The sequence below is a fragment of the Pseudomonas caspiana genome (assembly GCF_002158995.1).
Classification (GTDB): Bacteria; Pseudomonadota; Gammaproteobacteria; order Pseudomonadales; family Pseudomonadaceae; genus Aquipseudomonas; species Aquipseudomonas caspiana.
The window spans coordinates 104,168-129,705 of the sequence record NZ_LOHF01000002.1 but is presented as its reverse complement, the minus strand read 5'-3'; the positions used below and the strand labels follow the sequence as shown (position 1 = coordinate 129,705).

Sequence of the window (25,538 nt, the reverse complement as noted above, 5' to 3'; positions counted from 1 at the left end):
GCAGCCAGCGTCATCAATCCAGTTACTTGGCGAACAACTGACCGATGTCCTTGAAAGCCTTGAACTCCAGCGCGTTACCGCACGGGTCGAAGAAGAACATGGTGGCTTGCTCGCCCACTTCGCCCTTGAAGCGCACATAAGGTTCGATCACGAACTTGATGCCCTGTGAGCGCAAGCGCTCAGCCAGTATTTCCCAATCTTCCCAGCTCAGCACCACGCCAAAATGCGGCACTGGCACATCGTGGCCGTCCACGACATTGGTGGATGCCGATTCTTGCGAGGCGGTTTTGGGGTGTTCGTGGATTACCAATTGGTGACCGTAGAAATCGTAATCAACCCAATGATCGCTGGAGCGACCTTCGGTGAAACCGAACACTTCAGTGTAGAAGTGGCGTGCGGCTGCCAGGTCATAAACGGGAATAGCTAGATGGAAAGGGGCGAGGCTCACGGTAGTAGTCCTTTTTCTGTGTAGCAAAGGCTATGGAAGACGACCTATTTTAGATAAGAATAAATTTATACAAAGCGGATATATTGACTGCTCAGCTCAAATAAAATCGATCAATCGGATGGCTCATGCTGCGTGAATTGAAGACCTTTATTGCGGTGGCCCGCTACGGCACGTTCGCGGCGGCGGGCATGCACATCGGTTTGACCCAGTCAGCCGTCAGCTCGCAGATCAAGAATCTTGAACAGGCGCTGGGCGTGCGGTTGTTTGATCGTACCGGGCGACAGGCGATCCTCAATGCCGCTGGCGTTCGTGCGTTGCCCATGGCGCAGGAAATGTTTGAGCTGTTCAATCGCATGTCGACGCCGGTGGACCCGGACGAGTACCGCGGCGAGATGAAGATTGGCGCGATTGCCAGTGCGCAAACCGGGTTCCTGCCTCAGGCTCTGTTGCGCCTGAGACGTCGCGCCCCGGCTGTGGAAGCCAAACTGGTGCCAGGCGTGTCGCTCAACCTGCTTAGCCAGCTGGATGCCGGTGAGCTGGACGTAGCCATTCTGATCAAGCCGCCCTTCGAGCTGCCTAAAGAGCTACATGTGCAGGTGCTGGAAACCGAACCCTTTGTGCTGATTGTGCCGCTGGATGTCGACGAGTCCGATCCGCTCAAGCTGTTGGCCGAACAGCCACATGTGCGCTACGACCGCGCTTCGTTCGGTGGGCGGCAGGTCACCCGGTTTCTGCGTGAACAGCAGATTGACGCGCATGTGGCGCTGGAGCTGGATGAGCTGGACGCCATCGTCAAGTTTGTCGAAAGCGGGTTGGGCATTTCGCTGATACCTCAGGCAGGGCTCTGGCTGGAGCGCGATGCCAGGGTGCGGGTGATCAGCCTGGGCGACCTGACGTTCCATCGCGAGGTAGTGCTGATGATGCGTCGCAGCCAGCGTGACTTGCCATTGCACAAGCTGTTCACAGACTGCCTGGCGCCAGATGCGGAGTCAGCAAAACAGGCAGATTGAACGGTGTATCAAGCTTTATGCGTTTTTCAGGCCGCAAGCCGCAGATGATCTGGCAGAATACGGCCATGGCCTGATTCGTCCAGGCAGCCGCTAAATGAAAGAGGGCGTTATGAGTCACGACAGCATCAATTGGGACACTCTGGGTTTCGACTACATCAAAACTGATATGCGCTACCTCTCTCACTGGCGCGACGGCGCATGGGACGAAGGCACGCTGACTGAAGACAATGTGCTGCACATCAGCGAAGGTTCTACCGCGCTGCACTACGGCCAGCAGTGTTTCGAAGGCCTGAAGGCTTATCGCTGCAAGGACGGCTCGATCAACCTGTTCCGCCCTGACCAGAACGCCCTGCGTATGCAGCGCAGCTGTGGTCGTCTGTTGATGCCGCAAGTGCCGACTGATGTGTTTATCGAAGCCTGCAAAAAAGTGGTTGCTGCCAACGAGCGCTTCATCCCGCCTTACGGTTCTGGCGGCGCGCTTTATCTGCGCCCATTCGTGATCGGCGTAGGCGACAACATCGGCGTGCGCACTGCACCTGAGTTCATCTTCTCGATTTTCTGTATCCCGGTAGGTGCCTATTTCAAAGGTGGCCTGAAGCCGAACAACTTCGTGATCTCCGGTTATGACCGCGCGGCACCGCAAGGTACAGGCGCAGCCAAAGTTGGCGGTAACTACGCAGCCAGCCTGATGCCTGGTTCGGAAGCCAAGAAGCTGAGCTTTGCTGATGCCATTTATCTGGATCCGCAAACCCACACCAAGATCGAAGAAGTCGGCTCGGCCAACTTTTTCGCGATCACTCACGACGACGTATTCGTCACGCCCAAATCGCCTTCGGTGCTGCCGGGTATCACTCGCCTGTCGCTGATCGAGCTGGCGCAGAGCCGTCTGGGCCTGAAAGTGGTTGAAGGTGATGTGTTCATCGACAAGATCGCTGACTTCAAAGAAGCCGGCGCTTGCGGCACTGCTGCGGTGATTACGCCAATCGGCGGAATTTCCTACAAGGACAAGCTGCACGTGTTCTACAGCGAAACCGAAGTTGGCCCGGTAACCCGCAAGCTCTACGCGGAACTGACCGGCGTACAGTCGGGGGACGTTGAAGCGCCAGCAGGCTGGATCGTCAAGGTTTGATGTAAACCTGTAGGAGCTGCTGAAGGCTGCGAACGAGGCTGTGTCAGACAGACCGCTTTCGCAGCCTTCGGCAGCTCCTACAGATCTCCGTTATTTTGTGGAATCTGCCTCCTTCGCCGGCCCCAGCACAATCACCAGGTGCCGCAAGTCTTCCACACTCAAACTGATGCTCTTGCCCGATGGGCTCTCGCTCACTTCACCCAGCGCATACACCGTAAAGAACTTCACCTCTTCGGCATGGCTCAGCAGTTCGCTGATGTATCGGCTGGAGCGGTAGGCTTTCATCTGCGCAGGCGACACATACAGCGTCACCAGTTTGCCCTCAAGCCGGTCGAAGAACTTGAACTTGAACCCCAGTCCGTAGCGCTCTACCAGACCGCCGCCGTACAGCACCCGACCGTTATCGCCCAACTTCGCGTACTTGATATGCCGGAAGTAGGAGCGCAGCGTCAGTTCGCCCTGGCCAGGAATCTTCAGGGTCAGCAGCTTGAAGTCATCGGCGGATAATTGCGCTTTGGCCTGGCGATAGCTGTCGACCAGACGTTCGAGGTTGTTGGTGCGGGTCTCGCTGTCGCGAGGTGGTTTGGCCGTCGGAGCCTTCACGGGCACAGGTTCGTCCGCGACCTGTACGGTAACAGCAGTCGGTTTGGCCTCTTTGGTTTTTGCTGCGCCCGGTGTTTTTATGGCTGGGTCAAAGACGTCGATGTAGTCATCCAGCTTGCGTTTGGCCTTGCGGATGCGCGTCTGCGGTTCGGTTTCCTCGATGTCAGCAGGTGGCTGGTTTTCTTCAGCCTGCTCGTCTATCCACTCGCAATCCGGGTGATGATCAGAGTGCGGATTGGCGCGAAAGTGGGCCGACACAAACGTCGGGTTGTCCTGCGGCTTCACGTCATAACGTACACCCGTAATCTTCGCCCCGAGTCTGCGGCAGGCCTCGGTCGAACAGAGAAACTCAAAACGCTGTCGCGGCTCTTCCTGGGAAAAGTATTCCCGTCGCGCAGCACTGATCGACAACTCCTCCTGGAGCTCGACACAGAACGCACGGGTGATGGTTTTATTGGTTTTCATCTGGCAGGTCCGACAGGTCAGAGGCACGCCGTAGTGTCTTTGACATAACTGTGTCCTGCAATAGACATTGGTTTTGTTGGCGCCACAGGTCTGTAGCTCACGAGCACCGCTATCGCTGCCTCGCGGTGCTCGTGAGCGCCTACAAAAAAGCGCGGGTTTTACTGCCCCGGCACTGCCAGCCAGTTACCCACTGCTTTCTGATACGCGCCAGTCGCTTTGCTCAAATGCAGCCACTGGTCGACATAGCTTTTCCAGGCCACATCGCCACGAGGCAGCAGGTACGCTTTCTCGCCGTATTGCAGAGACTGGGTCGGGTTGATCGCGCACAGGCCCGGCAGGCGTTTCTGTTGGTAGAGCGCTTCAGAGGCTTCGGTGATCATCACGTCAGCTTTCTTGTCGAGCAACTCCTGGAAGATGGTCTTGTTGTCGTGGAACGCCAACTGCGCATTGGGCAAGAAGGCTCGGGCGAACGCTTCGTTGGTGCCACCGGCGGGTTCGATCAGGCGTACAGAAGGCTTGTTGATCTGCTCGATGGTTTGATACAGCGCCACGTCCTCACAGCGTGCCAACGGGATTTTGCCGTCGACGTCCAGCGTGCTGCTGAAGAACACCTTCTTCTGGCGTTCCAGCGTTACCGAAATCCCGCCCACAGCAATGTCGCATTTCTCGGCAACCATGTCTGGCACCAGGGTTTTCCAGGTGCTCGGCACCCATTGCACTTTCACCCCAAGGCTTCGCGCCAGCGAGCGGGCCAGTTCGATATCAATGCCTTCGTATTCACCGTCCTCGCGCAGGAATGAATACGGCTTGTAATCGCCGGTGGTGCACACTGCCAGTTGTCCCTCTTGCAACACCTTGTCCAGATGCGACGGCAGTTCCTGTGCCTGGGCAAAACCCGACAGCCCGAAAAGCAGGGCGGCAGTAGCGCTGTGTTTCATGTTTTTCATAGGAGTGGAAGCTCGATGGTTGGAGTGATGCTGCGGACGAAGCAAGAACGGCGCCAGTTCATGCTAACGCTTACAAGTCCAGACCCTGTAGGAGCTAACGAGCACCGCGAGGCAGCGATAGCGGTTTACCTGATACGCCGCCATCGCTGCCTCGCGGTGCTCGTGAGCTCCTACAAAAAAACGCGGAAATTACTGCCCCGGCACGGCCAGCCAATGACTGACCACGGTCTGATACGCCCCGGTCGCCTTGCTCAGGTGCAGCCATTGATCGACATAAGCCTTCCATGTGGTGTCGTCCCGCGGCAGCAGATAGGCCTTTTCGCCGTACTGCATGTAACGCGTCGGGTTGATCGCACAGAGCCCCGGCATGCGCTTCTGCTGATACAGCGCCTCGGACGCATCGGTAATCATCACGTCAGCTTTCTTATCCAGCAGTTGCTGGAAAATCGTCTTGTTGTCGTGGAAGGCCAGTTGCGCTGCAGGCAGGTGGGCGCGCACAAAGGCTTCATTGGTACCCCCGGCTGGCTCGATCAAGCGCACGGAAGGCTTGTTGATCTGCTCGATGGTTTGATACAGCGCCTGATCTTCACAGCGGGTCAAAGGGATCTTGCCATCCACGTCCAGCGTGTTACTGAAGAAGGCCTTCTTCTGACGCTCCAGCGTCACCGAAACGCCGCCCATGGTCACGTCGCATTTACCGGCCAGCATGTCCGGCATCAGGGTTTTCCAGGTGGTCGGCACCCACTGGATTTTCACCCCAAGGCTTTGTGCCAGAGTGCGCGCCATTTCGATGTCGATGCCTTCATATTCACCGTCCTCACGCAGGAAGGTATAGGGCTTGTAATCACCCGTGGTGCAGACGGCCAGCTCGCCTGACTGCAAAACCTTGTCCAGATGCGAACCTGAATCTTGCGCCATGGCTAAGCCGGAGAAGCCGAGCAGCAGGGTAGCGGTGATGCAACGTTTCTTATTATTCATGACGGGCAGAACTCGAAAGTTAAGAGATGAGACGGCGATAATCCTGCCTGACAATGTTCAGCGATTCCATCGTTCGCGTTGCCGGGCAGGAGGTACCTTGTTGCCGAGAGCGTTTAACGCGGAGGTTCCGGTTTTACGTCTCGTGACGCACCATGGCAGTGCGATCCGGCGCATAAATAGTGCGTATTTTGCTAGCGGGCGCGTGATATGCGCATATTTATCTATTTAACGCGCACATCGATCTTTTATTGGGTAATCTATGCGCGATTTGGCTGGCGATGCTCAGCCTGCCAACTATTCGTCCGTACACCTTCCAAGAGTTCGTCATGACCCAGATCGCCGCCACGCAAACCGTCAAGCATTCCGTTTTCGAAGACGTATTCGCGATAGTCATCGGTACGTTGATGGTGTCCTTCGGCGTAATGATGCTGCGTCAGGTGGGCGGTGTGACCGGCAGCAGCGCCGGGATCGCGTTCCTGATCAGTTATGCAACCCACCTGTCATTCGGCGTGGCGTTCTTCCTGATCAACCTGCCGTTCTATTACCTGGCCATCCGCCGCATGGGCTGGGCGTTCACCCTCAAGACCTTCTGTGCGGTCGCGCTGGTATCGGTATTTTCCGAGCTGCACGCACGCTTCATCCACATCGACCAACTGCAACCGATCTATGCGGCTTTGCTGGGCAACTTGATGATGGGCCTGGGGTTCATCGTTTTGTTCCGGCACAAGGCGAGCCTTGGCGGGATCAATATTCTGGCCTTGTATCTGCAGGACCGCTTCGGTCTGCGTGCAGGCAAGTTACAGATGGTGGTAGACGTCCTCGTCGTACTGGGTTCGCTATACCTTGTCAGCTTGCCGATACTGCTGGCGTCCATCGCCGGTGCCGTAGTTCTCAATCTGATTATTGCCATGAACCACCGGCCGCATCGCTACACCGCTTGAGCCTTTTAACGATGCCCGAATAAAAAGAGCAGCTCCGGTCAAGGGGCTGCTCTTGTTCATGCAGTGGGTCACTGGTCTTTACTCTGGCGGTGGGCCTGACCGATAGCTGATTGCCGCATAACTACTGTCGGATCCTGAGTGGAGCTCTCGGGTCAACTGCCCGAGTGTGCGCAGGCTTTTAAGGGCCTGATTCACCCGAAAGCCTCGCTTGAGATCAACCGCCTGCTGATCGAAACGCTTGAGCGTTGAATCAAATACCGCAGGTGTAATCTCCAGCGATTCGAGATCCTGTTGGTGCGAGTGTTCAGATAAATCCATGGCTACCTCCGTTCACGTTTGATTAAGGGGGCATCGCGTTGATGCTGTGATCAAGCGTCTCTGCCCTGGACGAAACCGGAGCCCAGATCGGCGGCGGTGATCGGGTTCGAGTCCGGGTCGGACATGGTTCGGTTTTTCAGGTTGAGCAGCACTTCTTCGTCGTCAGATGACAGCACCACCGAGGCACTACCATCGCCGCCGTCTACAGCTGGCTCTGGCGACTCGACGTATTCCCACTCTTCACCTTCGTTCCAAGGGCCGCGCAGGTCAGGGCCGCCATTGGACATGTTGAAGTAGACGTTGGTGAATTCCGGCATGCCCGGGAGCTTGCCCTGTGGGAAGTTGGGTTGAATGGATTGCAGCGCTTTTTCGAACGACTTCTGGTGGGCAATTTCCCGGGTCATCAAGAAGCCCAGCGCTTCTTTGATACCTGGATCATCAGTGACGTTCATCAAGCGTTCGTAGACGATCTTGGCCCGTGCCTCTGCAGCGATGTTGGAGCGAAAATCGGCTGTTGGTTCGCCAATGGTGTCAACGTAAGCGGCAGTCCATGGCACGCCAGCCGAGTTGGTCAGCGGCGCGCCGCCTCCGTACAGCAGGCTGGTGATGTGCGAATCGTTACCGGCGCCGTTGATTGCCCGATACAGTTCGCCTTCTTCCTGCACGCCTTCGGCCAGTTGGCCTTTACCGCCACGGTTGAGCATGCAGATAATCGAGCCGATGATTTCCAGATGGCTCAGCTCTTCCGTTGCGATGTCCATCAACAGGTCTTTACGGCCTGCATCTTCCTCGGCCAGGGCTTGCGTGAAATAGCGCGCGGCTGCTGCCAGTTCACCTTGAGCCCCACCAAATTGCTCAAGCAGAAGATTAGCCAACCCCGGATCCGGTCTTGCTACACGCACGGTGTATTGCAAACGTCGGTTATGCATAAACATGATTTCAATCCTCAACTTTATCTTGGCCAAAACGGCTATGTGGTCATCTGCGTGATCACAGAAAAGAGAGCAATCGAGGAGAAGCGCCGTTCCGGAAAGTTGACCAGCGGCATGGGAATTCGTTAAACGGCGGGTATTTGCATTCGTGTGGATGTACAGGGGAGGGGCGGTGGATCCTTTTGAATTGCTGGCGTGATGCCAGCTATTGCCTTGCGTCGCTGACTGACCCACGGGGTTATGCCCGTTCTGCGTGAAGCCCCACAAAATGAGCAGCCCCCGCCTCAGCGTGATGCAGTGGCCCGGCAAAAGTCTGTGCCTGCTGCAATGGCAAAGCGAACAATGGATCAAACTGCGCGACATGCCTGACGTCATGCCCGCGCCTCAGGCGTGGGAGCATCCCTGGTGGCGCAAAGTGTTGGGCATGACTCGCCAATGACTGCGCGCACTTTGCTTGTTTGAGGCTTCTTCGGTATTAGCCTTTTCAATAATCAGGTATAGAAAGGTGCCATGAGGGTTCATTAGAAAAAAACTGGCATTTCTGGATCCAATTTTAATTTTTTAATTCGTTCAACTGTATGGCCAGTGGTTATCCGCGAGTTATCTCATTGCTCTGCAAAACGTTGTTCTAGAGCCTCAAGTCTTTGACGTTGCGGCCGCTATCAAACGTAGATGCGGCGAACTATCAGTTTTGATTGCGCTTGCCTGTCTCTGACAAAAATGTGTGCGGAGTAACTGCTTTATGATTTTCAATAAACGATTGAGGCAGGAGTTATTAACGATAAGCGAAAAGCTTTCGTCCATGGAACAGGTACGCGATAGTCTTGAAATTGAAATGCTGTCCATCAACCTTGATGAGCGCGGCAAAATCGAGTCGGTCAATGGTAAGTTCGAACAGGAAATGGGCTATACCAGCAAAGAGTTGGTCGGCCGCTCGCTGGTCGAGCTCGTACCCAAATATGCTCAGAGTACTGACCACTTTGCGCGCATGAGCAAAGCCATCCAGCAAGGAAAACACTGGGCAGGCGCGCTGCAGATTTTTCGTGGCGATCAGAAAGAAGCGTGGTTGCGGGTGATTATTCAGCCCGTGACTAACAACGGCGGCAAGCTCAAACAGTTCTCTCTCTACGCGAGTGATCTGACTCGTACCATCGAGGCGTCCCGCGAGCACGAAAACCTGATCGAAGCGCTGCAACGCTCCACTGCCGTTATCGAATTTGATCTGAGTGGCCACGTGCTGGCTGCCAACAAACGCTTTCTCGACTCCATGGGTTACACGCTGGCGCAGGTTGCTGGCAAGCACCACAGCATGTTCTGTGAACCGCACGAGGCGAACTCCTCCGAGTACCAGGCGTTCTGGGAAAAGCTGCGCCGTGGCGAGTTCGTCGTCAATCGCTTCAAACGTATCGACAGCCGTGGTCATTCCGTCTGGCTGGAAGCGTCCTACAACCCGATTTCGGACGCGCACAATCGTCTCTATAAAGTCGTGAAGTTCGCGACGGTCATTACCGAGCAAGTTGAGCGCGAAGAAGCTGTTTCCGAAGCAGCAAAAATTGCCTTCACGATTTCGAAACACACCGACGAAACTGCGCGCAAAGGCAGCGTCGTGGTCCAGGAAACCGTCGACGTCATGCGCGCCCTGGCGTCGCAAATGGAGTTGGCGGTAGAAGGTATCGGCGCACTCGACAAGCAATCGCAAATCATCGGCTCGATCATCACCGCCATCAGCAGCATTGCCGATCAAACCAATCTGCTGGCCCTCAACGCCGCCATCGAAGCCGCCCGCGCCGGTGAGCAAGGCCGAGGCTTCGCCGTCGTTGCTGACGAAGTCCGCCAACTCGCCTCCCGCACCAGCGCCGCCACCGCCGAAATCATCGATGTTGTGCAGAAAAACCAGAAGCTTGCAGAGCAAGCCGTGGGCGTTATCGAGCACGGTAAAAAACAGGCCGAACAAGGCCTGGAACTGTCAGGTCAGGCCGGCAAAGTCATCGTCGAAATTCAGGACGGGGCCAAGCAGGTGGTGAGCGCAGTGGGGCAGTTTGCGAATCAGGTTTCGGGGTGAGGCGTTGAGCTCTTAGCTGCGCAGTAAAGCCACAGGTCCGGTGACCCTATTGCACATCCGTAGGTTGGAAAACCGCTTTCGCGAATGAATTCGCTCCTACAGGTTGAGCAGAACTTGTAGGACTGGCTTTAGCCGGGAGAGCGGCCTCAATGGCAACACAGCAGTTTCCTTTCGGCTAAAGCGAGTCTCATGCAAACGCACGGGTCGCATCGCTCTCAATCAATCCTCAGGATCAACCTCACTCTCCGGCTTCCAGCGTGCCACCAGATCAGCCATCCCGGCGGTAATGCCATCGGTGTTGTCTTCGATGATCTGTAAATGGCTGGCGATGCTATCGGCGGCGTCTACTGCACCGCGCTCATCGAGCCAGATTCGAACCTCTTCCATGGCCGCACGCAGCGCGTTGATATTTTGGTCGAGGCTGGCAAGCAAGGCAGGGGTTGGGTCATCAGGCACTGACATGGTCTTTCCTCCATAAAAAGGAAAGTGTAGATGGGACCTCAAAGGAGTCAGGCAGATCAAACGGCTACTGTGTGTCCAGGCTTTTCAGCTGACCCCAAGGCTGCCTCAACCCGGAGGAATAGTACCCAGCAAACCGACGCCGATTGCTGCCACTAAAAAGATCGCCATGTAAATCGTAAGCTTGCCCATAAAGCCTCCCGAGGATGGGTGATGTACCACGTCCAGAATCACACTGGGAACGACCCGATCAGTTGAAGACTTACGGCTGTCGGGGTGGCTTTATTATCGGGGGGAGGGTGTTTGCAATACAGATTCAGATGCGAGAGAAAAATACGGATCAGATGAATATGCAGGTGAGCAAGGACAAGGTTTTACAGTCGGGAAAAGCTAATTTGCATTCTTCCAATCAAAGCGAGACTGAGGCCTCAACGAATCTGCGCTCCGATTTCGCTGATTTCATCTCCTGAAAGTCCCACCAATCTCCTGGAACTATCCCGTACTCCGCGCTCGCAGCTTCGAGCACTTCTTGACGATGATCCAAATGAATAAACCAGGCCCGTTTTCGTAACCGCATCAGGTGAGCGTTGCACCTTGATTTAGAGATGTATCAAAACGGCTCAGGCAGTAAATCAGGAAACCTTTGAGAGTCAGGCCCCGCATCCGGGATGACTACTTAAGTTGAGCCACGTTGACGAGCAAGAATGGCGTGAATAGCGATTTTTTTCCAAGGGGCCGACATGCTGTGGTTTTCCGTTCGCACCCTGGCCATTGGCAAGGAGGCTATTTAGGGCGCTCATGGAATGCAGCAAAAATATCCGCCATAAAATCCATGAAGACGATGGCTCGCTGGGGCAGCAGCCGATTCGCCAAATATACGATTTGGATCGGGACGGGTGGCGCCACATATTCGCCAAGCAGCAATTGCAGATTGCCACTTTTCAGCCCGTCCTCATAAAGCCATTGAGGCCCCTGCGCGATTCCCAATCCTGCATTGACGTACTCACGTATCGCCTCAGGCGAGTTGACACGCAGTCGTCCGGAGATCGGGACATCAGTATCCTTAAACCGCCAGTTGGGTCCAGTGGATAGGAGGGTATAAATGAGGCAGTCGTGTTCCTTCAGGTCATCAGGCGAAGAGGGAGCGCCACGTTTTTCCAGGTATGCACGGCTGGCAACGCAGACACGCTCGAACCACGCCAGTGGTCGGGCTCGCATTGCACTGTCCTCCAGATGCCCAATACGAATCGCGAGTTCTGCGCCCTCGTCGACTAAATTGACGTAGCGATCATTGATTTGAAGATCGAGCGACAGTTCGGGATAGCGGCCCAGAAAGCTCGCGACGTGCGGTACGATGAAGGTGTGGGCCAATGCAGTCGGGCACGCGACGCGCAGTAACCCGGACGGCGTTACGTTCCCTCTCAGTGAGGACTCTGACTGTTCCACTGAGTCCAGAATACGCCGCGCATCTGCGTAGTACCGTTCACCCTCGGGCGTGAGCATCAGCTTTCGCGTGGATCGGTGCAGGAGCCTGGTTTGCAAATGGTTTTCAAGGGCAGCAACGTAACGACTGACGTTTGGTTGCCCTAGTCCTAAATCACGCCCCGCAGCAGAAAAACTACCTGTCTCGACAGCGCGTACAAAACAGCTCATCAGTAACAACCGGTCCATCGCGCCTCATTCATGCGGATTCAGCATGAGATCTATTCTATTTGCCCATCTTATCAGCGCGCTGACATGAATACATAGTTGCTCTCAGATGGTCAGTCGTCCGGCTGGCCGCCCAAAGAGAGGAAATTTACATGTCCCGTTTGCAAGGCAAGCGTACCCTCATCACTGGCGGTACGAGCGGCATCGGTCTGGAAACCGCCAAGCAATTTCTCGCCGAAGGCGCACGCGTGATCGTCACAGGCGTTAATCCTGAGTCCATGGCAAATGCTCAAGCTATTTTAGGTAGCGAAGTCCTTGTGCTGCGAGCCGATTCAGCCAGTGTCGCAGCCCAGAAGGAGCTGGCGCAGGCTGTTCAGTCTCATTACGGGCATCTCGATGTTGCCTTCCTCAATGCTGGCGTATCCGTATGGAAGCCAATCGAAGACTGGAACGAGGAGATGTTTGATCGCTCCTTCGACATCAATGTCAAAGGCCCTTACTTCCTTCTGCAAGCACTATTGCCGGTCTTCTCTAATCCTGCATCGGTGGTGCTTAACACCTCGGTAAGTGCCCACCTGGGCTCCGCGCGTTCATCCATTTATGCCGCGACAAAGGCTGCCTTTCTGAACATGTCGAAAACGCTCTCCAGCGAGCTTCTACCGCGTGGTGTTCGAGTAAATGCGGTCAGCCCTGGTCCGGTCGACACGCCGCTGTACGACAAGGCGGGTATACCCGACGCCTACCGCGAACAGGTCAATAAAGAGATTGCGGCGACCATCCCATTTGGCCGTTTTGGCACGCCTGAAGAAGTCGCTAAGGCAGTGTTGTACCTTGCGTCGGACGAGTCTCGTTGGACGGTGGGAACGGAAATCATTGTTGATGGTGGTCGCTCGCTTTAACGAGGTAGTCGCGCCTGCGAGTCAGTACATCCCGCTTCCTGTCTGGAGGCGGAGTTGTTGAAACCACAGTGGGTATTCAAATGTCGCAATCAAGGCTCACGCTTGTTAGCCACGGGCTTTGTCCGTTTGTTCAGCGAGTGGCCATTTTACTCCTCGAAAAAGAGGTTCCATTTCAACGGGTCGATGTGGATTTGAAGGACGGGCCCGACTGGTTTCAGGTCATGTCGCCAACGGGCAAAGTCCCGCTTCTAATGGTGCAAAAGGGCGATGAGGAAGCGACCGTACTCTTCGAAAGCGTGGCTATCTGCGAGTACATTGAACAGGTGTATCCGGAGCCCGCTTTGCACCCGAAAGATGCAATTTCCTGCGCTCAACACCGTGCCTGGATTGAGTTCGCGACGGGTATGCTCGCTGATGCGTGGGGATATTTGAACGCAACGGATCAGCAGACAGCGCTTGGTAAGTCTTCAACGCTGAGGGGAAAGCTAGAGCGACTGGGCGGTGAAAAGATGGAGGGACCGTACTTCGCTGGCGAAACGTTCAGTATGGTGGATATTGCTGTCGCCCCGGTTTTTCGCTACTTCGACATACTGGGGTTCGAACCAAGTCATTCATTGTTTGATGGACTTGGTCGTATTGCCGAGTGGCGTCATGCACTGGCTAATCGCGCCAGCGTTCAGGCTGCTGTCGCCGAGGATTATGTAGACCGGTTCCGCAAACATCTGCTGGAGGGGAGGGCCATTTTAGTCAGATGAGTCATAAATATCAGTCCAGTATTTAGTATGGCGTGACTGAGCCTGGTGCGACAGTGGAGCCGGGTCTCCTTTGCGAATTTGCAGTAGGCCCGCTTTCCTGTTGTGCAGGAACGTGCCAATACAACGGATAGTGATCTGAGCTTTCGTTAGTGCTCTATGTCAGCTGGTGGTCGATGGCGGACATGCGCGAATGACTGTATTCGACCGATTATGTTGAAAAAGCCGGTCCGCTCAAACTGCCCGGATATTATGGCGCTGAGTTCCCACATACCTTGACCTGTCCGGAACGCCGACTAGTAATTGTCGGCGAATCGACACATTTCGCTTTCGCCCAAAGGCACAGGTTTGCTCGGCTCCGACCCGTGCGAAAGTTGCCTGGCCGACACCGTACAATCGGAACTCCCCGACGCGTTAAGTTCGTAGTCTGCCCCCGGCTTGGGTACGAAGGTGAACCTGTTGTAGCAACCATCGCGGTTGTAGACAAAAGCCACGGGTTCGCCTGCGGGTATCTTGAATTCGCTCTTGACTGTGCCAGGTGGCTGCGCGTCGATGACTGGCATGTCCACGCTTTCGTTATTGCGGTCAGCGTAGCCTTTGCGCGGCGCCACTAGCACCCCGGCGCCGGGCAGGCGGAAATCGATACAAGCGGATTTGGGTATGGCCCTGACCATGCCGTCGCTGAAGACTCGCAAGCGTGCTGTCTGATCACTCGCTGGCAGGCTGTAGGGCGTTGAAAAGGATCTGACATTCGCTATGGATCCGCAGCCGCTGAGCAATGCCAGGAGGCTTGTGCCGATCAACGTGTTAATAGAAAGCGGGAATAGGTTCAAGATGATGGTCCATGTGATTCAACTGTCCGTGCTAACGGCGACAAAGCAAGAGTTGCCGAGCATGTGATGCTCAGTAAGTTGATGCTTCGCTGCGATGGTTGCCTTGCTTTGTCCACGAGTATGGCAATAAGTGCCTTGGCTCAGTGCAAAGTAGGGCAGTCGGTTGGAGTGGCGCTGCGTTGTTCGGGCCCGGATTTGTGTTGCGGTTGTCGCGGAAGATGAGACAGGGCAGGTAAGGGAACCGCAAATTGCGCCCACAAAAAAACCGGCGCAGTGGCCGGTTTCTTTGTATTCAAGCTGCATTGAGCAGCAGCTTGAAGTGTGTCGTGGTGCCCCGAGGTAGACTTAAGTCCTCCATATAAACCGTGGCTTGCAAGCGGATTATAAAGTTAGGGATACAAGGAGGGATACACGAATAGTTTTGCTGAACCTCGCCGATCTGCCACTTCAATGCCTCAGGTGTCGAGGTTATCCCACTCCTCACCGAGAACCCAGCGGAGTGCAGACAGTTTCCCGTTGAGCATTCCCCACTCAAAGTCATCCCACGGTCCCAAGTCCGGATATCTACCCTCGACTTCTTCCGCCGCTTTCAACGCACCGGCCCAAATGTGTTCGTGTATTTCCGAACCGTTGGCCCTCTCTGTACCTTCAGGTATGAGCTTGATACGACCTGTCTCAATAGCCTCTTCTCTCAGGCAGTGTCGGCTATACCAAATTTTGTCAGTGAGCTCGTTCAGCATTTCGACTATCTCGAACAGCCCCCGGGTTTCCTCCTCCCAGCCGTTCTGCACCTCAAAATCTAAATCCTCGGGCGTGAGCAGATCGGCTAGTGCGGCATTGGGAGTGATGAAGAATTGAGACGAAGACTCGGCAAACATGTCGGAGAAGTCAGGGTGAGGCTTGCGACGGTCGCCATCAGAGAAATCCGTGTAATTGGTGGTTATGAACCGGAAGGACTCAAAGTCGTGGAGGTTAGCGCGTCGGAACTCGTCGAAGACCTCGATGATGGCCGCATCAGCCATGCTGTTCTTGCTTTTATGAAACGGAGCTAGTTTACCAATCGCTCGGTTTGCAGCTTTGAGCTTTGCTGAGTCGGAAACTGGAGCGGTGATGGCCTTGGCGAAAAGGTTTTCTACACGGTGAATAGTCATGTAGTTCGCCTCCGATAGAATCGGCAGCCTATGTTTCACATCGTCAATCGTATTCATTGCCCGGAGCTTGTCCGCACCACCGAAGGCTTCAACGATTTCCCTAACCAGTTTGCATTCTTGGGTGAGTCTTTGGCGTGTCTGGTTAGCTACACGATCTTTGTTCCGGTCGTACTCTTCCCTTACGAGATCTGGAACCAGCAACTTGATGACTTCTCGGTCTACCAAATACTCGATTAGATCTAGGATTGGTATCTCGCTTTTCTTCGAGGACACCTCAAGCCATACACATGTGTCGATCATCAAGAGGTGCATCCCATTACTCCGTGTCTGGCAGCGATTAATGCTTGCCTCAGCGTTCAGAATGGATCCTAGCCTAGAAAACCGCCGGGGACCCTGAGAGTTTGCCTCGTACACGGGGTCGGAAACCCGCGGGATCGAGTTAGTGGGAGGCGTAGGAAGTTACTGAAATTTCAATCGTTGAAATTGAAAGGATCTCGAATAAAAAGGGCTATCTTTACAGGTTTGGTAAAGGTGGCTGTATCTGTTGCTGATAGTGGACACCAGCATGGCGTCAGCCATGGTGGTGGGTGTCAACCTCGTCAACCTGTCAACCAACTTAAAAAATCCAGCCGCTAACACGATCACGCGGGTTTCCTACCCCGTGCCGATAGGCATCTTGCAGGGTCCCTAGGACGCCGCCGAGACGGTACTCTTTTCGCTGGCGGCTGCCATCGCCAATGGGGTGTGGGGCTCGAAAAGCGTGTTACAGGTGTTATTGGTGTTACGAATTTTTTAAATGCATGATTTTATTGATTATTAATCCTGTTACACACGGGTGTATCTTCTCTTGGCTCGCGTGTTACGGGTCGAGAAAGGTGTTGCATCCCCATGCATGCCTTGGAAGGAGAACAGATCGCAAGCAGCTGAAATGCCGCTGTTTGTGGCGAGTGCGAAGAGTCCTTTAGCTGATCCCTTTGGAATGCCGAGAAAACTCGGCAGCTAGGTCTGGCCCTCGAGAGTAACTGATTACAAGGAAGCTGCTCTCAACCTATGAATCAGTAGGTTACAAGTTTTCTTATTACGTAGCGTCTTTGTCCCGCACCCCGCCTGCTTGGCCGCAGAGACCCCTTGTTACGTGCTGTACCACCGGGTTTATCAATGTCACTTCGGCGCTTTCAGTGAACTGCTAGCAAGGCCTATGTGTCCGAAAAAACACTGAGATTTCTCGGGATGATTTAGTTACATGGATCGTGTGGAGTTCACCCAGTGGTCACGCATTACGATCCTTTTATTGGAGGATCTTCGATGATTGGAAATCGTCTCAGAGCTGAACGTAAAGCCAAAGGGTTGACGCAAGCGCAGCTCGCCCAGTTGTGCGGCATCAAGGCGAATGCTCAAGGGCACTACGAGCTAGGCACTCGCTCACCACGTGCCGATTATCTGGAGCGGCTATCGGATCTAGGGATTGATGTTTTATTCATCCTCTCTGGCGAGAGAGTGCACACTTATGGGGCGCAGCTGTCTGAAAGCGAACATGCCGTGATTGAGAGCTTACGCTCGCTGAGGCGCGACGATCGGCGGACGCTTTTGAATTTAATCGCAGCGATGACGCGCGCTATCGCATAGAAAGTTTCAAGCGGGCAGTCTTAATGCTGCGCCCCACATTGCTCGAGCCTGGGGCGACGCTTCAGTTATGAAGCATGGAAGAACGGGAATTTCTCAACAGTCGATCAGTGGTATCACTCAAGGAGGATGCAATCATGCCAAGCTCACAACATTACAAGGTCGATTACCTGTATCTCGGTGCTTACAAGACGTTTTATGTAAGGGCGGACCTGATGAATAACTCGGAGGCCTGGCATTGGGCTGCAGTTGATGCCGGCCTTGGCCAGATTCCAAAATATCGTAGAGATAGAGTCCCAAAGGTCAGCAAACCATATGCCGAGAGGCTTGGGATCTCTGACGTAGCTTGGTATCAGGCTTGATTTTCAGCCATTGACAGTGTCTCACCACGTCTGCCTAAGGCCGGCTACTAGGGTGGCGCTTCCCGGCTAATACGGCGGAGGTCGCGAGCTAGGACCTGTTTGCCGTTTCCAATAGGTGGCTCAGCGAGAAATCACGCGGTCAAGCGCCTCCCAGGGAGACCAGCTCACAGCTGGCGCTGTGCATTGATCACCGTGCTTGAACGGTTTGGCTTTATCAATCTCCATTTGCCGAACACCACATATTCGGCAAGTAACTGCCTCGGCGTCCACTGACCAAAGCTTGCTCCACTTCACTAACGCGTCGCTGCAGCTCATATCTGCTCACTCATTCGATGGTGGGGCTACCACCGCAGATTTTATTGGTGTTATTCAGTATCCGCATATCATTGATCCTAAAGGGGCTAACCTGTCCCGGAATTACTCTCCATAAATTCTGCACAGCGGGCCCTCGGAGCTACCTGCATTCAGCCATCTCTAGGACCAGCACGATCGGCTTTTGCCTCCTCAAATATTCTGATCATGGGGTTATCTCTGTGTATACAGGCCACGCTGATCGGCTCCCTCGGAGAGACAGACCAGAGTGCTCTGAGAGCATTCTTGCAAGCTTCCTCGCTTTCGTAATTGCCCACTAGGGCTGAGGCGCTGGTGTTTATGAGTGTGAGAGCTAGTACCCAATGCATAAAGCTTCCTTGACCTTTAGACGCTCCTCTCTCGCACGTTGGCGTTCTTAAAACGTGCCTGTAATTAAGTTATCGTCATCTGCGGTGCAAACTTTCGTGTCTTTTGACCAATTTCGACAAAGTGTTGGGCCGGATTCCAAAAGCCCACCCACCAGCCGCCTTTCATAAAGTATTTCTGTATGACGGACACAAGTCGGTGGCTATTCGGCCCACCTATCGCGCGCTCTGCTAGAGTAGTGCGATTCCTCTGCCAGTGACGCCGCGATGCTTAAACCCATTCTTCTTGTCGAAGACAATCCCAATGACCGGGAGCTCACGCTGATTGCTTTACAGCGCTCCAATCTGGCGAACGAGGTTGTCATTGCCAGTGACGGCGCTGAAGCCTTGGATTATCTGTTCCGCAGAAATGCTTTTGCCGATCGCGATCAAGGAAATCCTGCCTTCATCCTGCTGGACCTCCGTCTGCCAAAGGTGAACGGTCTTGACGTGCTAAAAGCCATCAAGGCTGATATACAGCTTCAGACTGTGCCGGTGGCGATGCTCACTAGCTCCGACAAGGACACTGACTTAGACGATGCGTACAAGCTGGGTGTGAATTCCTACCTGGTGAAGCCTGTGGTTCTCAGCTCGTTTGTCGCGGCAGTCACGAAGTTAGGCATGTTTTGGGCTGTTTTAAATGAACAGCCACCTGGGACTTTGTCATTTGCGCCGCAGCCCGATAAGGGGTGATGCTCGGCTAGTTGGATTAGCCAGTTCTAATAACGGGACATTCGTTAAATCACCCCCTACAGCAAAGCCCACCCCGGTGGGCTTTTTTGTGCCCGCTGGACACCAGACCCCCCGATTCTGGACTACCATTTTCGCTGCTCGTGGTCAGAGCGTGACCCGTTTCAAGGAGGACACTGTGTCGCTACCCATCACCGCCCGGCAACTCAATGCCTTGCGCGCACTGCAACGTACCGACCCCGATTTGGGTGACCTGGCCACGGCTGTCGCGTTGGCGTTCGACGCCTCGACCATCGACAACCCGGAACTGGCCCGGTTGATTCTGGAGAAGACCTGCCGTCGCATCGTCGCCGGTGAGCCAGGCAGTCACGACGCCATGATCCTGCACCTGGAGCGTTTCGGTCAGTTGAACTGCCTGTCGCCCGCGCAGGTCACTGACTTTACCAACCGGATCAGGAAGCTGGGTTAATCATGCCTCAAGGGATTCACGAAGATGCGCTTCGCGCCATGCTTGAAGGCGGCGCGGTGCGTGATGTGCTGGTGAGTCGTCAGGACGACAAGTGGACGTTGGCCATCCTGTTGGGCGGCGCAGGCAGTCACTGGCTGCCGGTGCGCTCTCGCCTAGAAGCGTTGCGCACCTGGGCCAGCCTGACGGCGGTGGGCCGTTTTGCCGATTCGGCGGGGATTCGCTCTTTTCAGGTCGAAACTTGACGTCAGTAGTTACACCTGCGCCTCGGTTAAAGGGAGTCCTCTCATTTCTGCTTCGAATTTATGCGCTGAACGACCGCAATCGGCCGATTCTGTTGAAAAAGTCGGGTGTGGTTTTCACAGCAGAAAAGTACGCGCCTGAGCTTGAAATCTAGAATCGGCGCAGAGGTATTCAGACTCAGATTTCACGTGGCAGCGGATAAAAAAGATGCTTTCACCGATCAGTCTGCTCGCAGTTTGGGAAAACCGACTTTTTCAACAGAATCGGCCAAAAGCGAACGCTCCCGCGGAGAAGTTTTGTAGCTACCACGACAGCAACGTTTGAAAGCTATTCAGAGGCAAGGATTCCGCTTATACAACCACGTTGGGCATAGTGTCAGAGGGGGATGAGAGCAAAATGGAGGTAATTGTTTGCCCAGACTGGATTTCCAACCATCTGTCGCTATTGTTTAAAGGAAGAGTAGGACCATTCCGAGCCGGCAAGATGGCCATTCTTTAGTAAGCGCGCATAAATATTGTTCACTCCAAGGATGATCAGAATGGCGGCAGAGAAGAGAGTGCGATCGGTTGGCTCTGTAGCTGACGAGCTTATCAAGAAATCCAGGGAGGCGGCCCTCGCCTCTGTGCAGATATTCAATAACCCTGCGCTCACCTTCAAGTCTGAAATATTCATTGTTTTGATGATGATATCTTGGACTTATCTCCTTCACGCATTTTATCGAAAAAATGGAGTTGAATATCGATATTTCAAGATGGAAGGTACGCGAAAGCGATTTCACAAAACTGCTAAAGGTGCTGTAAAGCATTGGGAGCTAGAGAAGTGTTTGAATCAACCTGAATCGCCGGTAGCCTTGAGCGCCGCTAACAATCTTCGATTTCTGATCGGTTTGAGGCATGAAATCGAACACCAAATGACAACGAAGATCGATCAGTTCTTAAGCGCTAGATTTCAGGCCTGCTGCCTAAATTATAACGAACTCATAAAATCTTTATTTGGCGCCAGCCTTGGCATAGATAAACATTTATCTTTTAGCCTTCAGTTCTCCTCTTTGAACAAGGATCAAGTTGATAGATTATCCCAGGCAGACGGCCTCCCTGAAAATATTCGAGCCTATATAACTTCGTTTGACTTAGCTCTAACCGATGAAGAATTCAACGATCCGAAATTTTCTTACCGTGTTTTCTTTGTTCCTAAAACCGCAAATCATAAAGGCCAGGCGGATCAGGTAATTGAATTTATCAAGCCAGGATCTGAAATGGCTCAAGGAATGAATACCAAGTATATTCAAATCAAAGAGACCGAGCGCCCTAAATATCTACCGTCAAAAATTGTCGAAAAAGTAAAGAACGCTGGCTACCCAAAATTCAATATGATGCATCACACCCAGATGTGGCAAACCAACGAAGCAAAAAAACAAGGCAAAGGTTTTGGTGTTACCGTCATGAATACATGGTACTGGTATGAGACATGGCTGGAAAAAGTGCTAGCCGAGTGTGAGATCCGAAAAATTGAATTCCTATAAGTATACGCTGCTGTTTTAGATTCGTAGCAGCTGTTCGAATATCGTCGAGGGCTCATATTCCGTGAAATTATCTAGATATTGGAGTAAAAATTGTTAAAGCTTCATACTCAGTTGATTTGCGTTCATCACATGAACAATGCAGACGATCCTTCTGAAATTGTGCCAGCACCTGACAGACGTGCAAATAAACCAATTGGCATTCACGAGACATCCACGAAAAAAACAGCTTTTTTTCAAAAAATAATCAAGCCAAAAATTGGTTCAAATACAATTACATTGGCGCTCCCCAATGAGATTACTTTAGCCATAAGCGTCGCAACCAAGGCTTTGCAGCAAGCCCAAAAAATCAAAGTGGATCTCGAGCGGCTATCGGAATTCACCGAGTCTATATATGACCGCAATGTAGGCCTTGCCTATGATTATCTTGAGAGTATTCAAGTGGCGACGATATTTGCATACAAGGCAGTGGAGTCGTTTTGCAATGCGGTAATTCCTGATACATACACATACAAAAAAACCACGAGCAGATCTACCGAGCATTATAGCAAAGAACAGATAGAGCGATGGATATCAACTTCGGAGAAGGTGGCGTCCATATTGCCACCAATACTGAAGTGTTCGCCACCTCAATCAGAAAATTTCTGGTCTGACTTCAAGAGCCTTGAGCGCTTAAGAAACGAAATCATACACAGCAAGTCAAGTAATACGGATGCAATATTGGAGGAGCTATTTGCGGAGCACGTATACCGATATATACAGTCCGCCATGGCTTTGCTCGAACACTTTATCTCTATAGACCCATCTAATCCAATTTTTCCATTAGGTTTTGGGATGTCCATGGTGCGAGTTTTGAACGTAGAAAAGGCGGAAGATATATTGGGTAAAATCGAGGGGTGAATCACCCATGGTTTCGTGGCCATTTCCGACTGACTGCTTATGGCCGATTCTGCTCGTGGCGAGAGGCAGAAACCGGCCATAAGCGGAAGTCCTACAAGGCCGCTAACGGCCAAAAGAAGACGATCAGCCATGACCTGTAGCGGCCAATTACAATCTGATATGGGTTTAAAAAATTCAGTAATTTCAAGCATGACTCCGTTGTAGGAATTCTTCGAATGTATATGGCCCATGCTCCGGCTCAAACGCATCTGCAAATTCCAGATGGGTGCAATAGGATTCAGCTAGGCTTTCATTTCCTTCTGGTGGCATGAAGTCAACGTCCATTTCTCTCATGATTTCGAAAACGGGCGATTTGTAGGGGTTAGGTATGTACCCCTTAATAAAAGCTTGATAGAGAAACACCCACTGCCGATCTTTTTGATAAACATCAAGTTCGCTTAGGGTTTTGAATGCTAGTTGTAGGTTCTCTGTCCAGCCTGTTATTTGCATCAATATACACATTGACAGGCAGTCTTGAGAATTGATAACCGCCGCTTCAGCTAACTTATTAAGGGTCAGCCCATGTTTGCTGATGAAGTGTAGAGGCCAGCACATTCCATCCGAGCGCCCATTTTTGGAGTTCTCGATTATGATCTGGTTTAGTCTTTCCTCGTAATCAGAGTGTTGAACCTCATGGTTTTCGAAGATTATTCCCAAATAGGGCAGTAATAGTGGGTAATGCCAGCTCAAGTTTGTCACATAGTCAGTGATGACTCTGATCCAATCATCATCAAGCAAGTGGATTAGTTGCTGCATGGCGTATTTTAATACACTGCCATCCGGTGTTTGATTGTTTAATGAAATCGCATACTCTAAAAAGTGTATCGTATCATCCGTGTCGTACTTCTTGCCTTCGTCAACTTTTTGAGGGAGTGCGGCATGAAGTTTTGCCACCCAGTCGGTTTGTATTGCAGCGGGCAATGGTTCGACTTTGGTTTTCGATAAGTTTAATGAGAATTTGAACTTTTTCAACTCGCTGGCAAGCTTTTGCAAAAAGCGTTCGGCCTCCGATGAATCTTTGCAATAGCACACATAGTCATCAACATATCGGACAAATTCATATTCTTCTTCACGTAGTCTCTCGTCTACTACACCTAGTATGAGTTCGACGATGACTGTCGATGTCGCCGGTCCGATTGTAATGCCCTGAGTTTCAAGGCGTCGTGTATTCCTTTGCCACTTATCCAAATCTTTAGACCAATGCTTGTTGCCGTTGCCCTTAACCCCAAGCTGTCTTTTGGCTTCTTCCTCGCCCATTCCCGCCCATTCAATAGCATGCGTATAAACAGAGTTAAAGCAGCTTGCAACGTCCGTATTCACCAAGTAACGCTTGCCGAATGATGTCTGGCTTTTCTCCAGAACTTTCTCTCGAAAGCTGTCGTAGTTCATCACCACCAATCGTTTGTCAACATGAAAGTATGGTTTGATTTTGCTGCTTTCGTTATCGCAGATTCCCCGTATGTGCTCCCAGTTTTCAGAGATACATTTTGCAAGCCGCCCGTACGCCTGCGGATGGGGAATTCCTAGAAGTCTGGGCACGTTGTTGTACCTAGTGGACGCATATTCAACAAAATCAAAGCCCTTTGAAGGCCTTCCTGTCTTATTGCTCTCTGGGTCCTTTGCACGTTCATCGCATGCGTCTGGCTCCTGGATTATTCGAAGAACCACTTCGGGTGTGAATCGTCTGGAATTGAAGATCGGTGGAATCTCGCCAACGCCCTGCTTTTGATTCGGGAAGTAGTTGAATCGGGTTAGCGCTTCAAATACAAATCGTTCGTCGTCCATTATGTAACCTGTCCTATTAAATGAATTAACTTGTATGGATCCGTGCTCGTTTTTGTGCTGAAGGTACCGTACCCAGGTGGATATCTGGGTTTACCTTTCAGGTGAGTAGGGTAGTCGAAGAAGCTGTTACTGGCAGCGTTGCCGACATTGCACGCCCAGGGTTTGGATCTGCTTGATCGTAAGCAAGCAGGTGATGTTCTCATCGTGACGAAACTCGGCCGGTTGAAGGTCTGCTTATGGCCGATTCTGTTGAAAAACTCCGCAATGGTTTGCGCATCGGGAAAGTATGTGTCCGAGATTGAAATCTTTACTTTTGGCAGAGGCTTCCGTACTCGGATTTCACGTAGCAGCGTGCAAAAAAGGCATTTTCACCAGTCAATGATCAGGCCGTTTGGGCAGAGCGACTTTTTCAACAGAATCGGCCGGAAGCAGCCTGTCAAAAATTTAGAGCAAGGCCGCCTGCGTCTATTTGCGCTAACGGTCGTGGCTTGCCCAGTTCTGCTTGTATAGCAGTCGCGGTAGGCTTCTGTTCGACTGTGATTTTTCTTTTTGGTAACCATGCTGCTGAGCAGGGCGGTCAGGTTAGCTCTCCTTTCCTTTATCGCTTCGGATTTGGATGAGAGGTTTCGGATTGATGAGTAACTGGGTTCTATCATCGAAGTGATAAACAGCCCGCGAACGCAGGCTGTTTCAGGGGCGAGCAGTTAAATCGAAAGCAAGTCTTGCGTGCGATGACCGCTCGACCGATCTGCTAAGTCCCGCCATTTCCAACTGCCGTAGTTTTCACCCTGCTCAGGTATGTCCAGCTTGAGCAGCGCCACTGCATCACGACCGATCAGGTTTTGGACAGCATAGAGCTTGCCTCCGACGTCAAGCAGCGCTTGAGCCGCTTCATTCCACTTTTCTTCATAGGTGTACAGCGCAAGGTGTAGGGCCTGCTGTTCTAGCTTTTTATGTTTTTCCTGAGCCTCAGTAATGTGCTGGTCAACGGTCTTCAGCTCCTGCTCCAGGGCATTGACAATCAGCTGATGGCGGCGGTACTGCTCGGTGGCGGCAGCGAGGTTTTTCGCAGCTTTCTGAGCATCGCTATTCGCCGTTTTTTCGCCTTCGGCATCGCCCCACGCCACAGCTTGTGCATACGCGGTAGCAGCCAGGGTTTCAGCTTGCCGCGCGCTGTTTATTTCTTCCTGCGCCTGCTGGCGGACCTCTTCCAGGCGTGTGCTGAGGCTTTGCCGCTTGGTTTTGAGCTCGACCTCATCCTCAGCCCAGCCAGCCATGTCAGTAATGTATTGCGCCATCAATGTTTCCCGGTTGGCTAGTTTCTCCAAGCGGTGCAGCTTTTGATCCAATACGAAAATTCGCTGATTTATCGCATCGATTTTCAGTTTGCGGCTGCTGATTTCATCTCTGAAATGGGATTCGCGACGGTTGTTGATTACCTCGTCACTTTCAAGTGCTGCCTCCAAGGGCGGCAGTTCTGCTCGGATGGCCTCCATTTCCGTGACCAATGTGGCGCGGTTGTCTTTCAATTGCTCGATGCTATTCATGTGTATGTCCTGTGTTATCTAGAGGGAAGTTTTGGATTGGCTGGCGAGGCCTGAGCGGGCCGGTTCAACCT

Annotated in this window: 25 protein-coding genes and 3 pseudogenes; 15 read left to right on the top strand and 13 right to left on the bottom strand. The window is 52.8% G+C overall.

Annotation, left to right across the window (positions count from 1 at the left end; genetic code table 11):
- Positions 1–22: 22 nt before the first annotated feature.
- Positions 23–448, bottom strand: coding sequence for a VOC family protein (locus AUC60_RS02970; protein ID WP_087264607.1), 426 nt, complete (start codon positions 446–448; stop codon positions 23–25).
- 125 nt (positions 449–573) lie between these two features.
- Between AUC60_RS02970 and AUC60_RS02965 the strand changes: the two genes are divergently transcribed.
- Both AUC60_RS02965 and AUC60_RS02960 read left to right on the top strand, forming a co-directional pair.
- Positions 574–1,458 (top strand): LysR family transcriptional regulator, encoded by an 885-nt coding sequence (locus AUC60_RS02965; RefSeq protein ID WP_087264606.1) that lies wholly within the window; start codon positions 574–576, stop codon positions 1,456–1,458.
- Between the two features lie 109 nt (positions 1,459–1,567).
- Positions 1,568–2,587: a branched-chain amino acid aminotransferase gene (locus AUC60_RS02960; RefSeq protein ID WP_087264605.1), complete on the top strand. Its 1,020-nt coding sequence runs from the start codon at positions 1,568–1,570 to the stop codon at positions 2,585–2,587.
- Positions 2,588–2,677: 90 nt separating this feature from the next.
- On the opposite strand, the pseudogene AUC60_RS28425 reads toward AUC60_RS02960, so the two are convergent.
- The 4 genes and pseudogenes from AUC60_RS28425 to AUC60_RS02945 all read right to left on the bottom strand — a co-directional run.
- Positions 2,678–3,172 (bottom strand): annotated as a pseudogene (locus AUC60_RS28425) (ATPase); the annotation flags it as partial.
- Positions 3,173–3,264: 92 nt separating this feature from the next.
- Positions 3,265–3,655: pseudogene (locus AUC60_RS28420) on the bottom strand (ATPase); the annotation flags it as partial.
- A 158-nt stretch (positions 3,656–3,813) separates the two neighbouring features.
- Positions 3,814–4,602, bottom strand: a complete 789-nt coding sequence (locus AUC60_RS02950) for a transporter substrate-binding domain-containing protein (RefSeq protein ID WP_087264603.1) — start codon at positions 4,600–4,602, stop codon at positions 3,814–3,816.
- Positions 4,603–4,791: 189 nt separating this feature from the next.
- Positions 4,792–5,580 (bottom strand): transporter substrate-binding domain-containing protein, encoded by a 789-nt coding sequence (locus AUC60_RS02945; RefSeq protein WP_087264602.1) that lies wholly within the window; start codon positions 5,578–5,580, stop codon positions 4,792–4,794.
- A 326-nt stretch (positions 5,581–5,906) separates the two neighbouring features.
- On the opposite strand from AUC60_RS02945, the gene AUC60_RS02940 reads away from it, so the two are divergent.
- A complete protein-coding gene (locus AUC60_RS02940; RefSeq protein ID WP_087264601.1) occupies positions 5,907–6,521 on the top strand; it encodes a YitT family protein in 615 nt (204 codons plus the stop codon).
- A 78-nt stretch (positions 6,522–6,599) separates the two neighbouring features.
- Here AUC60_RS02940 and AUC60_RS27550 read toward each other — a convergent pair whose 3' ends face one another.
- Together AUC60_RS27550 and AUC60_RS02935 are read right to left on the bottom strand one after the other, a co-directional pair.
- A complete protein-coding gene (locus AUC60_RS27550; RefSeq protein WP_144443222.1) occupies positions 6,600–6,839 on the bottom strand; it encodes a hypothetical protein in 240 nt (79 codons plus the stop codon).
- A gap of 50 nt (positions 6,840–6,889) precedes the next feature.
- On the bottom strand, positions 6,890–7,774 hold the full coding sequence (locus AUC60_RS02935) for a manganese catalase family protein (protein ID WP_087264600.1): 885 nt from the start codon (positions 7,772–7,774) through the stop codon (positions 6,890–6,892).
- A 265-nt stretch (positions 7,775–8,039) separates the two neighbouring features.
- On the opposite strand from AUC60_RS02935, the gene AUC60_RS27810 reads away from it, so the two are divergent.
- From AUC60_RS27810 to AUC60_RS28410, 3 genes and pseudogenes are all read left to right on the top strand, one after another.
- Positions 8,040–8,210, top strand: coding sequence for a hypothetical protein (locus AUC60_RS27810; protein ID WP_158099094.1), 171 nt, complete (start codon positions 8,040–8,042; stop codon positions 8,208–8,210).
- A gap of 303 nt (positions 8,211–8,513) precedes the next feature.
- Positions 8,514–9,293, top strand: a pseudogene (locus tag AUC60_RS28415) (PAS domain-containing protein); the annotation flags it as partial.
- Positions 9,294–9,377: 84 nt separating this feature from the next.
- On the top strand, positions 9,378–9,833 hold the full coding sequence (locus tag AUC60_RS28410; RefSeq protein WP_372489459.1) for a methyl-accepting chemotaxis protein: 456 nt from the start codon (positions 9,378–9,380) through the stop codon (positions 9,831–9,833).
- Positions 9,834–10,052: 219 nt separating this feature from the next.
- Here the strand turns inward: AUC60_RS28410 and AUC60_RS02925 are convergent, their stop codons facing one another.
- The gene (locus AUC60_RS02925; protein WP_238599508.1) at positions 10,053–10,295 is read right to left on the bottom strand and encodes a hypothetical protein; all 243 of its coding nucleotides are present in this window, start codon (positions 10,293–10,295) and stop codon (positions 10,053–10,055) included.
- A gap of 780 nt (positions 10,296–11,075) precedes the next feature.
- Positions 11,076–11,963, bottom strand: a complete 888-nt coding sequence (locus AUC60_RS02915) for a LysR family transcriptional regulator (protein WP_087264598.1) — start codon at positions 11,961–11,963, stop codon at positions 11,076–11,078.
- 131 nt (positions 11,964–12,094) lie between these two features.
- Here AUC60_RS02915 and AUC60_RS02910 point away from each other — a divergent pair, with 131 nt between their 5' ends.
- Together AUC60_RS02910 and AUC60_RS02905 are read left to right on the top strand one after the other, a co-directional pair.
- Positions 12,095–12,841 carry an SDR family oxidoreductase gene (locus AUC60_RS02910; RefSeq protein WP_087264597.1) on the top strand — a complete coding sequence of 249 codons (747 nt, stop codon included), beginning with the start codon at positions 12,095–12,097 and terminating at the stop codon, positions 12,839–12,841.
- Positions 12,842–12,909: 68 nt separating this feature from the next.
- Positions 12,910–13,596: a glutathione S-transferase family protein gene (locus tag AUC60_RS02905; protein ID WP_238599507.1), complete on the top strand. Its 687-nt coding sequence runs from the start codon at positions 12,910–12,912 to the stop codon at positions 13,594–13,596.
- Between the two features lie 293 nt (positions 13,597–13,889).
- On the opposite strand, the gene AUC60_RS02900 is transcribed toward AUC60_RS02905, so the two are convergent.
- Together AUC60_RS02900 and AUC60_RS02895 are read right to left on the bottom strand one after the other, a co-directional pair.
- Positions 13,890–14,288: a hypothetical protein gene (locus AUC60_RS02900; protein ID WP_144443220.1), complete on the bottom strand. Its 399-nt coding sequence runs from the start codon at positions 14,286–14,288 to the stop codon at positions 13,890–13,892.
- A gap of 593 nt (positions 14,289–14,881) precedes the next feature.
- Positions 14,882–15,889, bottom strand: coding sequence for a PIN domain-containing protein (locus AUC60_RS02895; protein ID WP_087264594.1), 1,008 nt, complete (start codon positions 15,887–15,889; stop codon positions 14,882–14,884).
- Positions 15,890–16,882: 993 nt separating this feature from the next.
- Between AUC60_RS02895 and AUC60_RS02890 the strand changes: the two genes are divergently transcribed.
- From AUC60_RS02890 to AUC60_RS02850, 7 genes are all read left to right on the top strand, one after another.
- Positions 16,883–17,203, top strand: coding sequence for a helix-turn-helix domain-containing protein (locus AUC60_RS02890; RefSeq protein WP_087264593.1), 321 nt, complete (start codon positions 16,883–16,885; stop codon positions 17,201–17,203).
- 134 nt (positions 17,204–17,337) lie between these two features.
- Positions 17,338–17,562: a DUF6555 family protein gene (locus AUC60_RS02885; protein WP_087264592.1), complete on the top strand. Its 225-nt coding sequence runs from the start codon at positions 17,338–17,340 to the stop codon at positions 17,560–17,562.
- Between the two features lie 944 nt (positions 17,563–18,506).
- Positions 18,507–18,971: a response regulator gene (locus AUC60_RS02875; RefSeq protein ID WP_087264590.1), complete on the top strand. Its 465-nt coding sequence runs from the start codon at positions 18,507–18,509 to the stop codon at positions 18,969–18,971.
- A 175-nt stretch (positions 18,972–19,146) separates the two neighbouring features.
- Entirely contained in the window at positions 19,147–19,437 is a 291-nt protein-coding gene (locus tag AUC60_RS02870; RefSeq protein ID WP_087264589.1) for a hypothetical protein, read from the top strand.
- Positions 19,438–19,439: 2 nt separating this feature from the next.
- Positions 19,440–19,679, top strand: a complete 240-nt coding sequence (locus AUC60_RS02865; protein WP_087264588.1) for a hypothetical protein — start codon at positions 19,440–19,442, stop codon at positions 19,677–19,679.
- Positions 19,680–20,215: 536 nt separating this feature from the next.
- A complete protein-coding gene (locus AUC60_RS02855) occupies positions 20,216–21,199 on the top strand; it encodes a DUF3644 domain-containing protein (protein WP_238599506.1) in 984 nt (327 codons plus the stop codon).
- A 129-nt stretch (positions 21,200–21,328) separates the two neighbouring features.
- A complete protein-coding gene (locus AUC60_RS02850; RefSeq protein ID WP_144443219.1) occupies positions 21,329–22,096 on the top strand; it encodes a hypothetical protein in 768 nt (255 codons plus the stop codon).
- A 183-nt stretch (positions 22,097–22,279) separates the two neighbouring features.
- Here AUC60_RS02850 and drt4 read toward each other — a convergent pair whose 3' ends face one another.
- Together drt4 and AUC60_RS02835 are read right to left on the bottom strand one after the other, a co-directional pair.
- The gene (gene drt4 / locus AUC60_RS02845; RefSeq protein ID WP_087264585.1) at positions 22,280–23,920 is read right to left on the bottom strand and encodes an antiviral reverse transcriptase Drt4; all 1,641 of its coding nucleotides are present in this window, start codon (positions 23,918–23,920) and stop codon (positions 22,280–22,282) included.
- A gap of 704 nt (positions 23,921–24,624) precedes the next feature.
- Positions 24,625–25,467: a coiled-coil domain-containing protein gene (locus AUC60_RS02835; RefSeq protein WP_087264583.1), complete on the bottom strand. Its 843-nt coding sequence runs from the start codon at positions 25,465–25,467 to the stop codon at positions 24,625–24,627.
- Positions 25,468–25,538: the final 71 nt, after the last annotated feature.

Excerpts from the sequence above, each read along its gene's own strand:
- AUC60_RS02895 (WP_087264594.1), bottom strand. The coding sequence starts at position 15,889 with ATGCACCTCTTGATGATCGACACATGTGTATGGCTTGAGGTGTCCTCG.
- AUC60_RS02835 (WP_087264583.1), bottom strand. The coding sequence starts at position 25,467 with ATGAATAGCATCGAGCAATTGAAAGACAACCGCGCCACATTGGTCACG.
- AUC60_RS02950 (WP_087264603.1), bottom strand. The coding sequence starts at position 4,602 with ATGAAAAACATGAAACACAGCGCTACTGCCGCCCTGCTTTTCGGGCTG.
- AUC60_RS02910 (WP_087264597.1), top strand. The coding sequence starts at position 12,095 with ATGTCCCGTTTGCAAGGCAAGCGTACCCTCATCACTGGCGGTACGAGC.
- AUC60_RS02855 (WP_238599506.1), top strand. The coding sequence starts at position 20,216 with ATGGCGGCAGAGAAGAGAGTGCGATCGGTTGGCTCTGTAGCTGACGAG.
- AUC60_RS27550 (WP_144443222.1), bottom strand. The coding sequence starts at position 6,839 with ATGGATTTATCTGAACACTCGCACCAACAGGATCTCGAATCGCTGGAG.
- AUC60_RS02965 (WP_087264606.1), top strand. The coding sequence starts at position 574 with ATGCTGCGTGAATTGAAGACCTTTATTGCGGTGGCCCGCTACGGCACG.
- AUC60_RS02925 (WP_238599508.1), bottom strand. The coding sequence starts at position 10,295 with ATGTCAGTGCCTGATGACCCAACCCCTGCCTTGCTTGCCAGCCTCGAC.
- AUC60_RS02935 (WP_087264600.1), bottom strand. The coding sequence starts at position 7,774 with ATGTTTATGCATAACCGACGTTTGCAATACACCGTGCGTGTAGCAAGA.
- AUC60_RS02865 (WP_087264588.1), top strand. The coding sequence starts at position 19,440 with ATGCCTCAAGGGATTCACGAAGATGCGCTTCGCGCCATGCTTGAAGGC.
- AUC60_RS02940 (WP_087264601.1), top strand. The coding sequence starts at position 5,907 with ATGACCCAGATCGCCGCCACGCAAACCGTCAAGCATTCCGTTTTCGAA.
- AUC60_RS02875 (WP_087264590.1), top strand. The coding sequence starts at position 18,507 with ATGCTTAAACCCATTCTTCTTGTCGAAGACAATCCCAATGACCGGGAG.
- drt4 (WP_087264585.1), bottom strand. The coding sequence starts at position 23,920 with ATGGACGACGAACGATTTGTATTTGAAGCGCTAACCCGATTCAACTAC.
- AUC60_RS27810 (WP_158099094.1), top strand. The coding sequence starts at position 8,040 with ATGAGCAGCCCCCGCCTCAGCGTGATGCAGTGGCCCGGCAAAAGTCTG.
- AUC60_RS02960 (WP_087264605.1), top strand. The coding sequence starts at position 1,568 with ATGAGTCACGACAGCATCAATTGGGACACTCTGGGTTTCGACTACATC.
- AUC60_RS02850 (WP_144443219.1), top strand. The coding sequence starts at position 21,329 with ATGAACAATGCAGACGATCCTTCTGAAATTGTGCCAGCACCTGACAGA.
- AUC60_RS02915 (WP_087264598.1), bottom strand. The coding sequence starts at position 11,963 with ATGGACCGGTTGTTACTGATGAGCTGTTTTGTACGCGCTGTCGAGACA.
- AUC60_RS02890 (WP_087264593.1), top strand. The coding sequence starts at position 16,883 with ATGATTGGAAATCGTCTCAGAGCTGAACGTAAAGCCAAAGGGTTGACG.
- AUC60_RS02885 (WP_087264592.1), top strand. The coding sequence starts at position 17,338 with ATGCCAAGCTCACAACATTACAAGGTCGATTACCTGTATCTCGGTGCT.
- AUC60_RS02945 (WP_087264602.1), bottom strand. The coding sequence starts at position 5,580 with ATGAATAATAAGAAACGTTGCATCACCGCTACCCTGCTGCTCGGCTTC.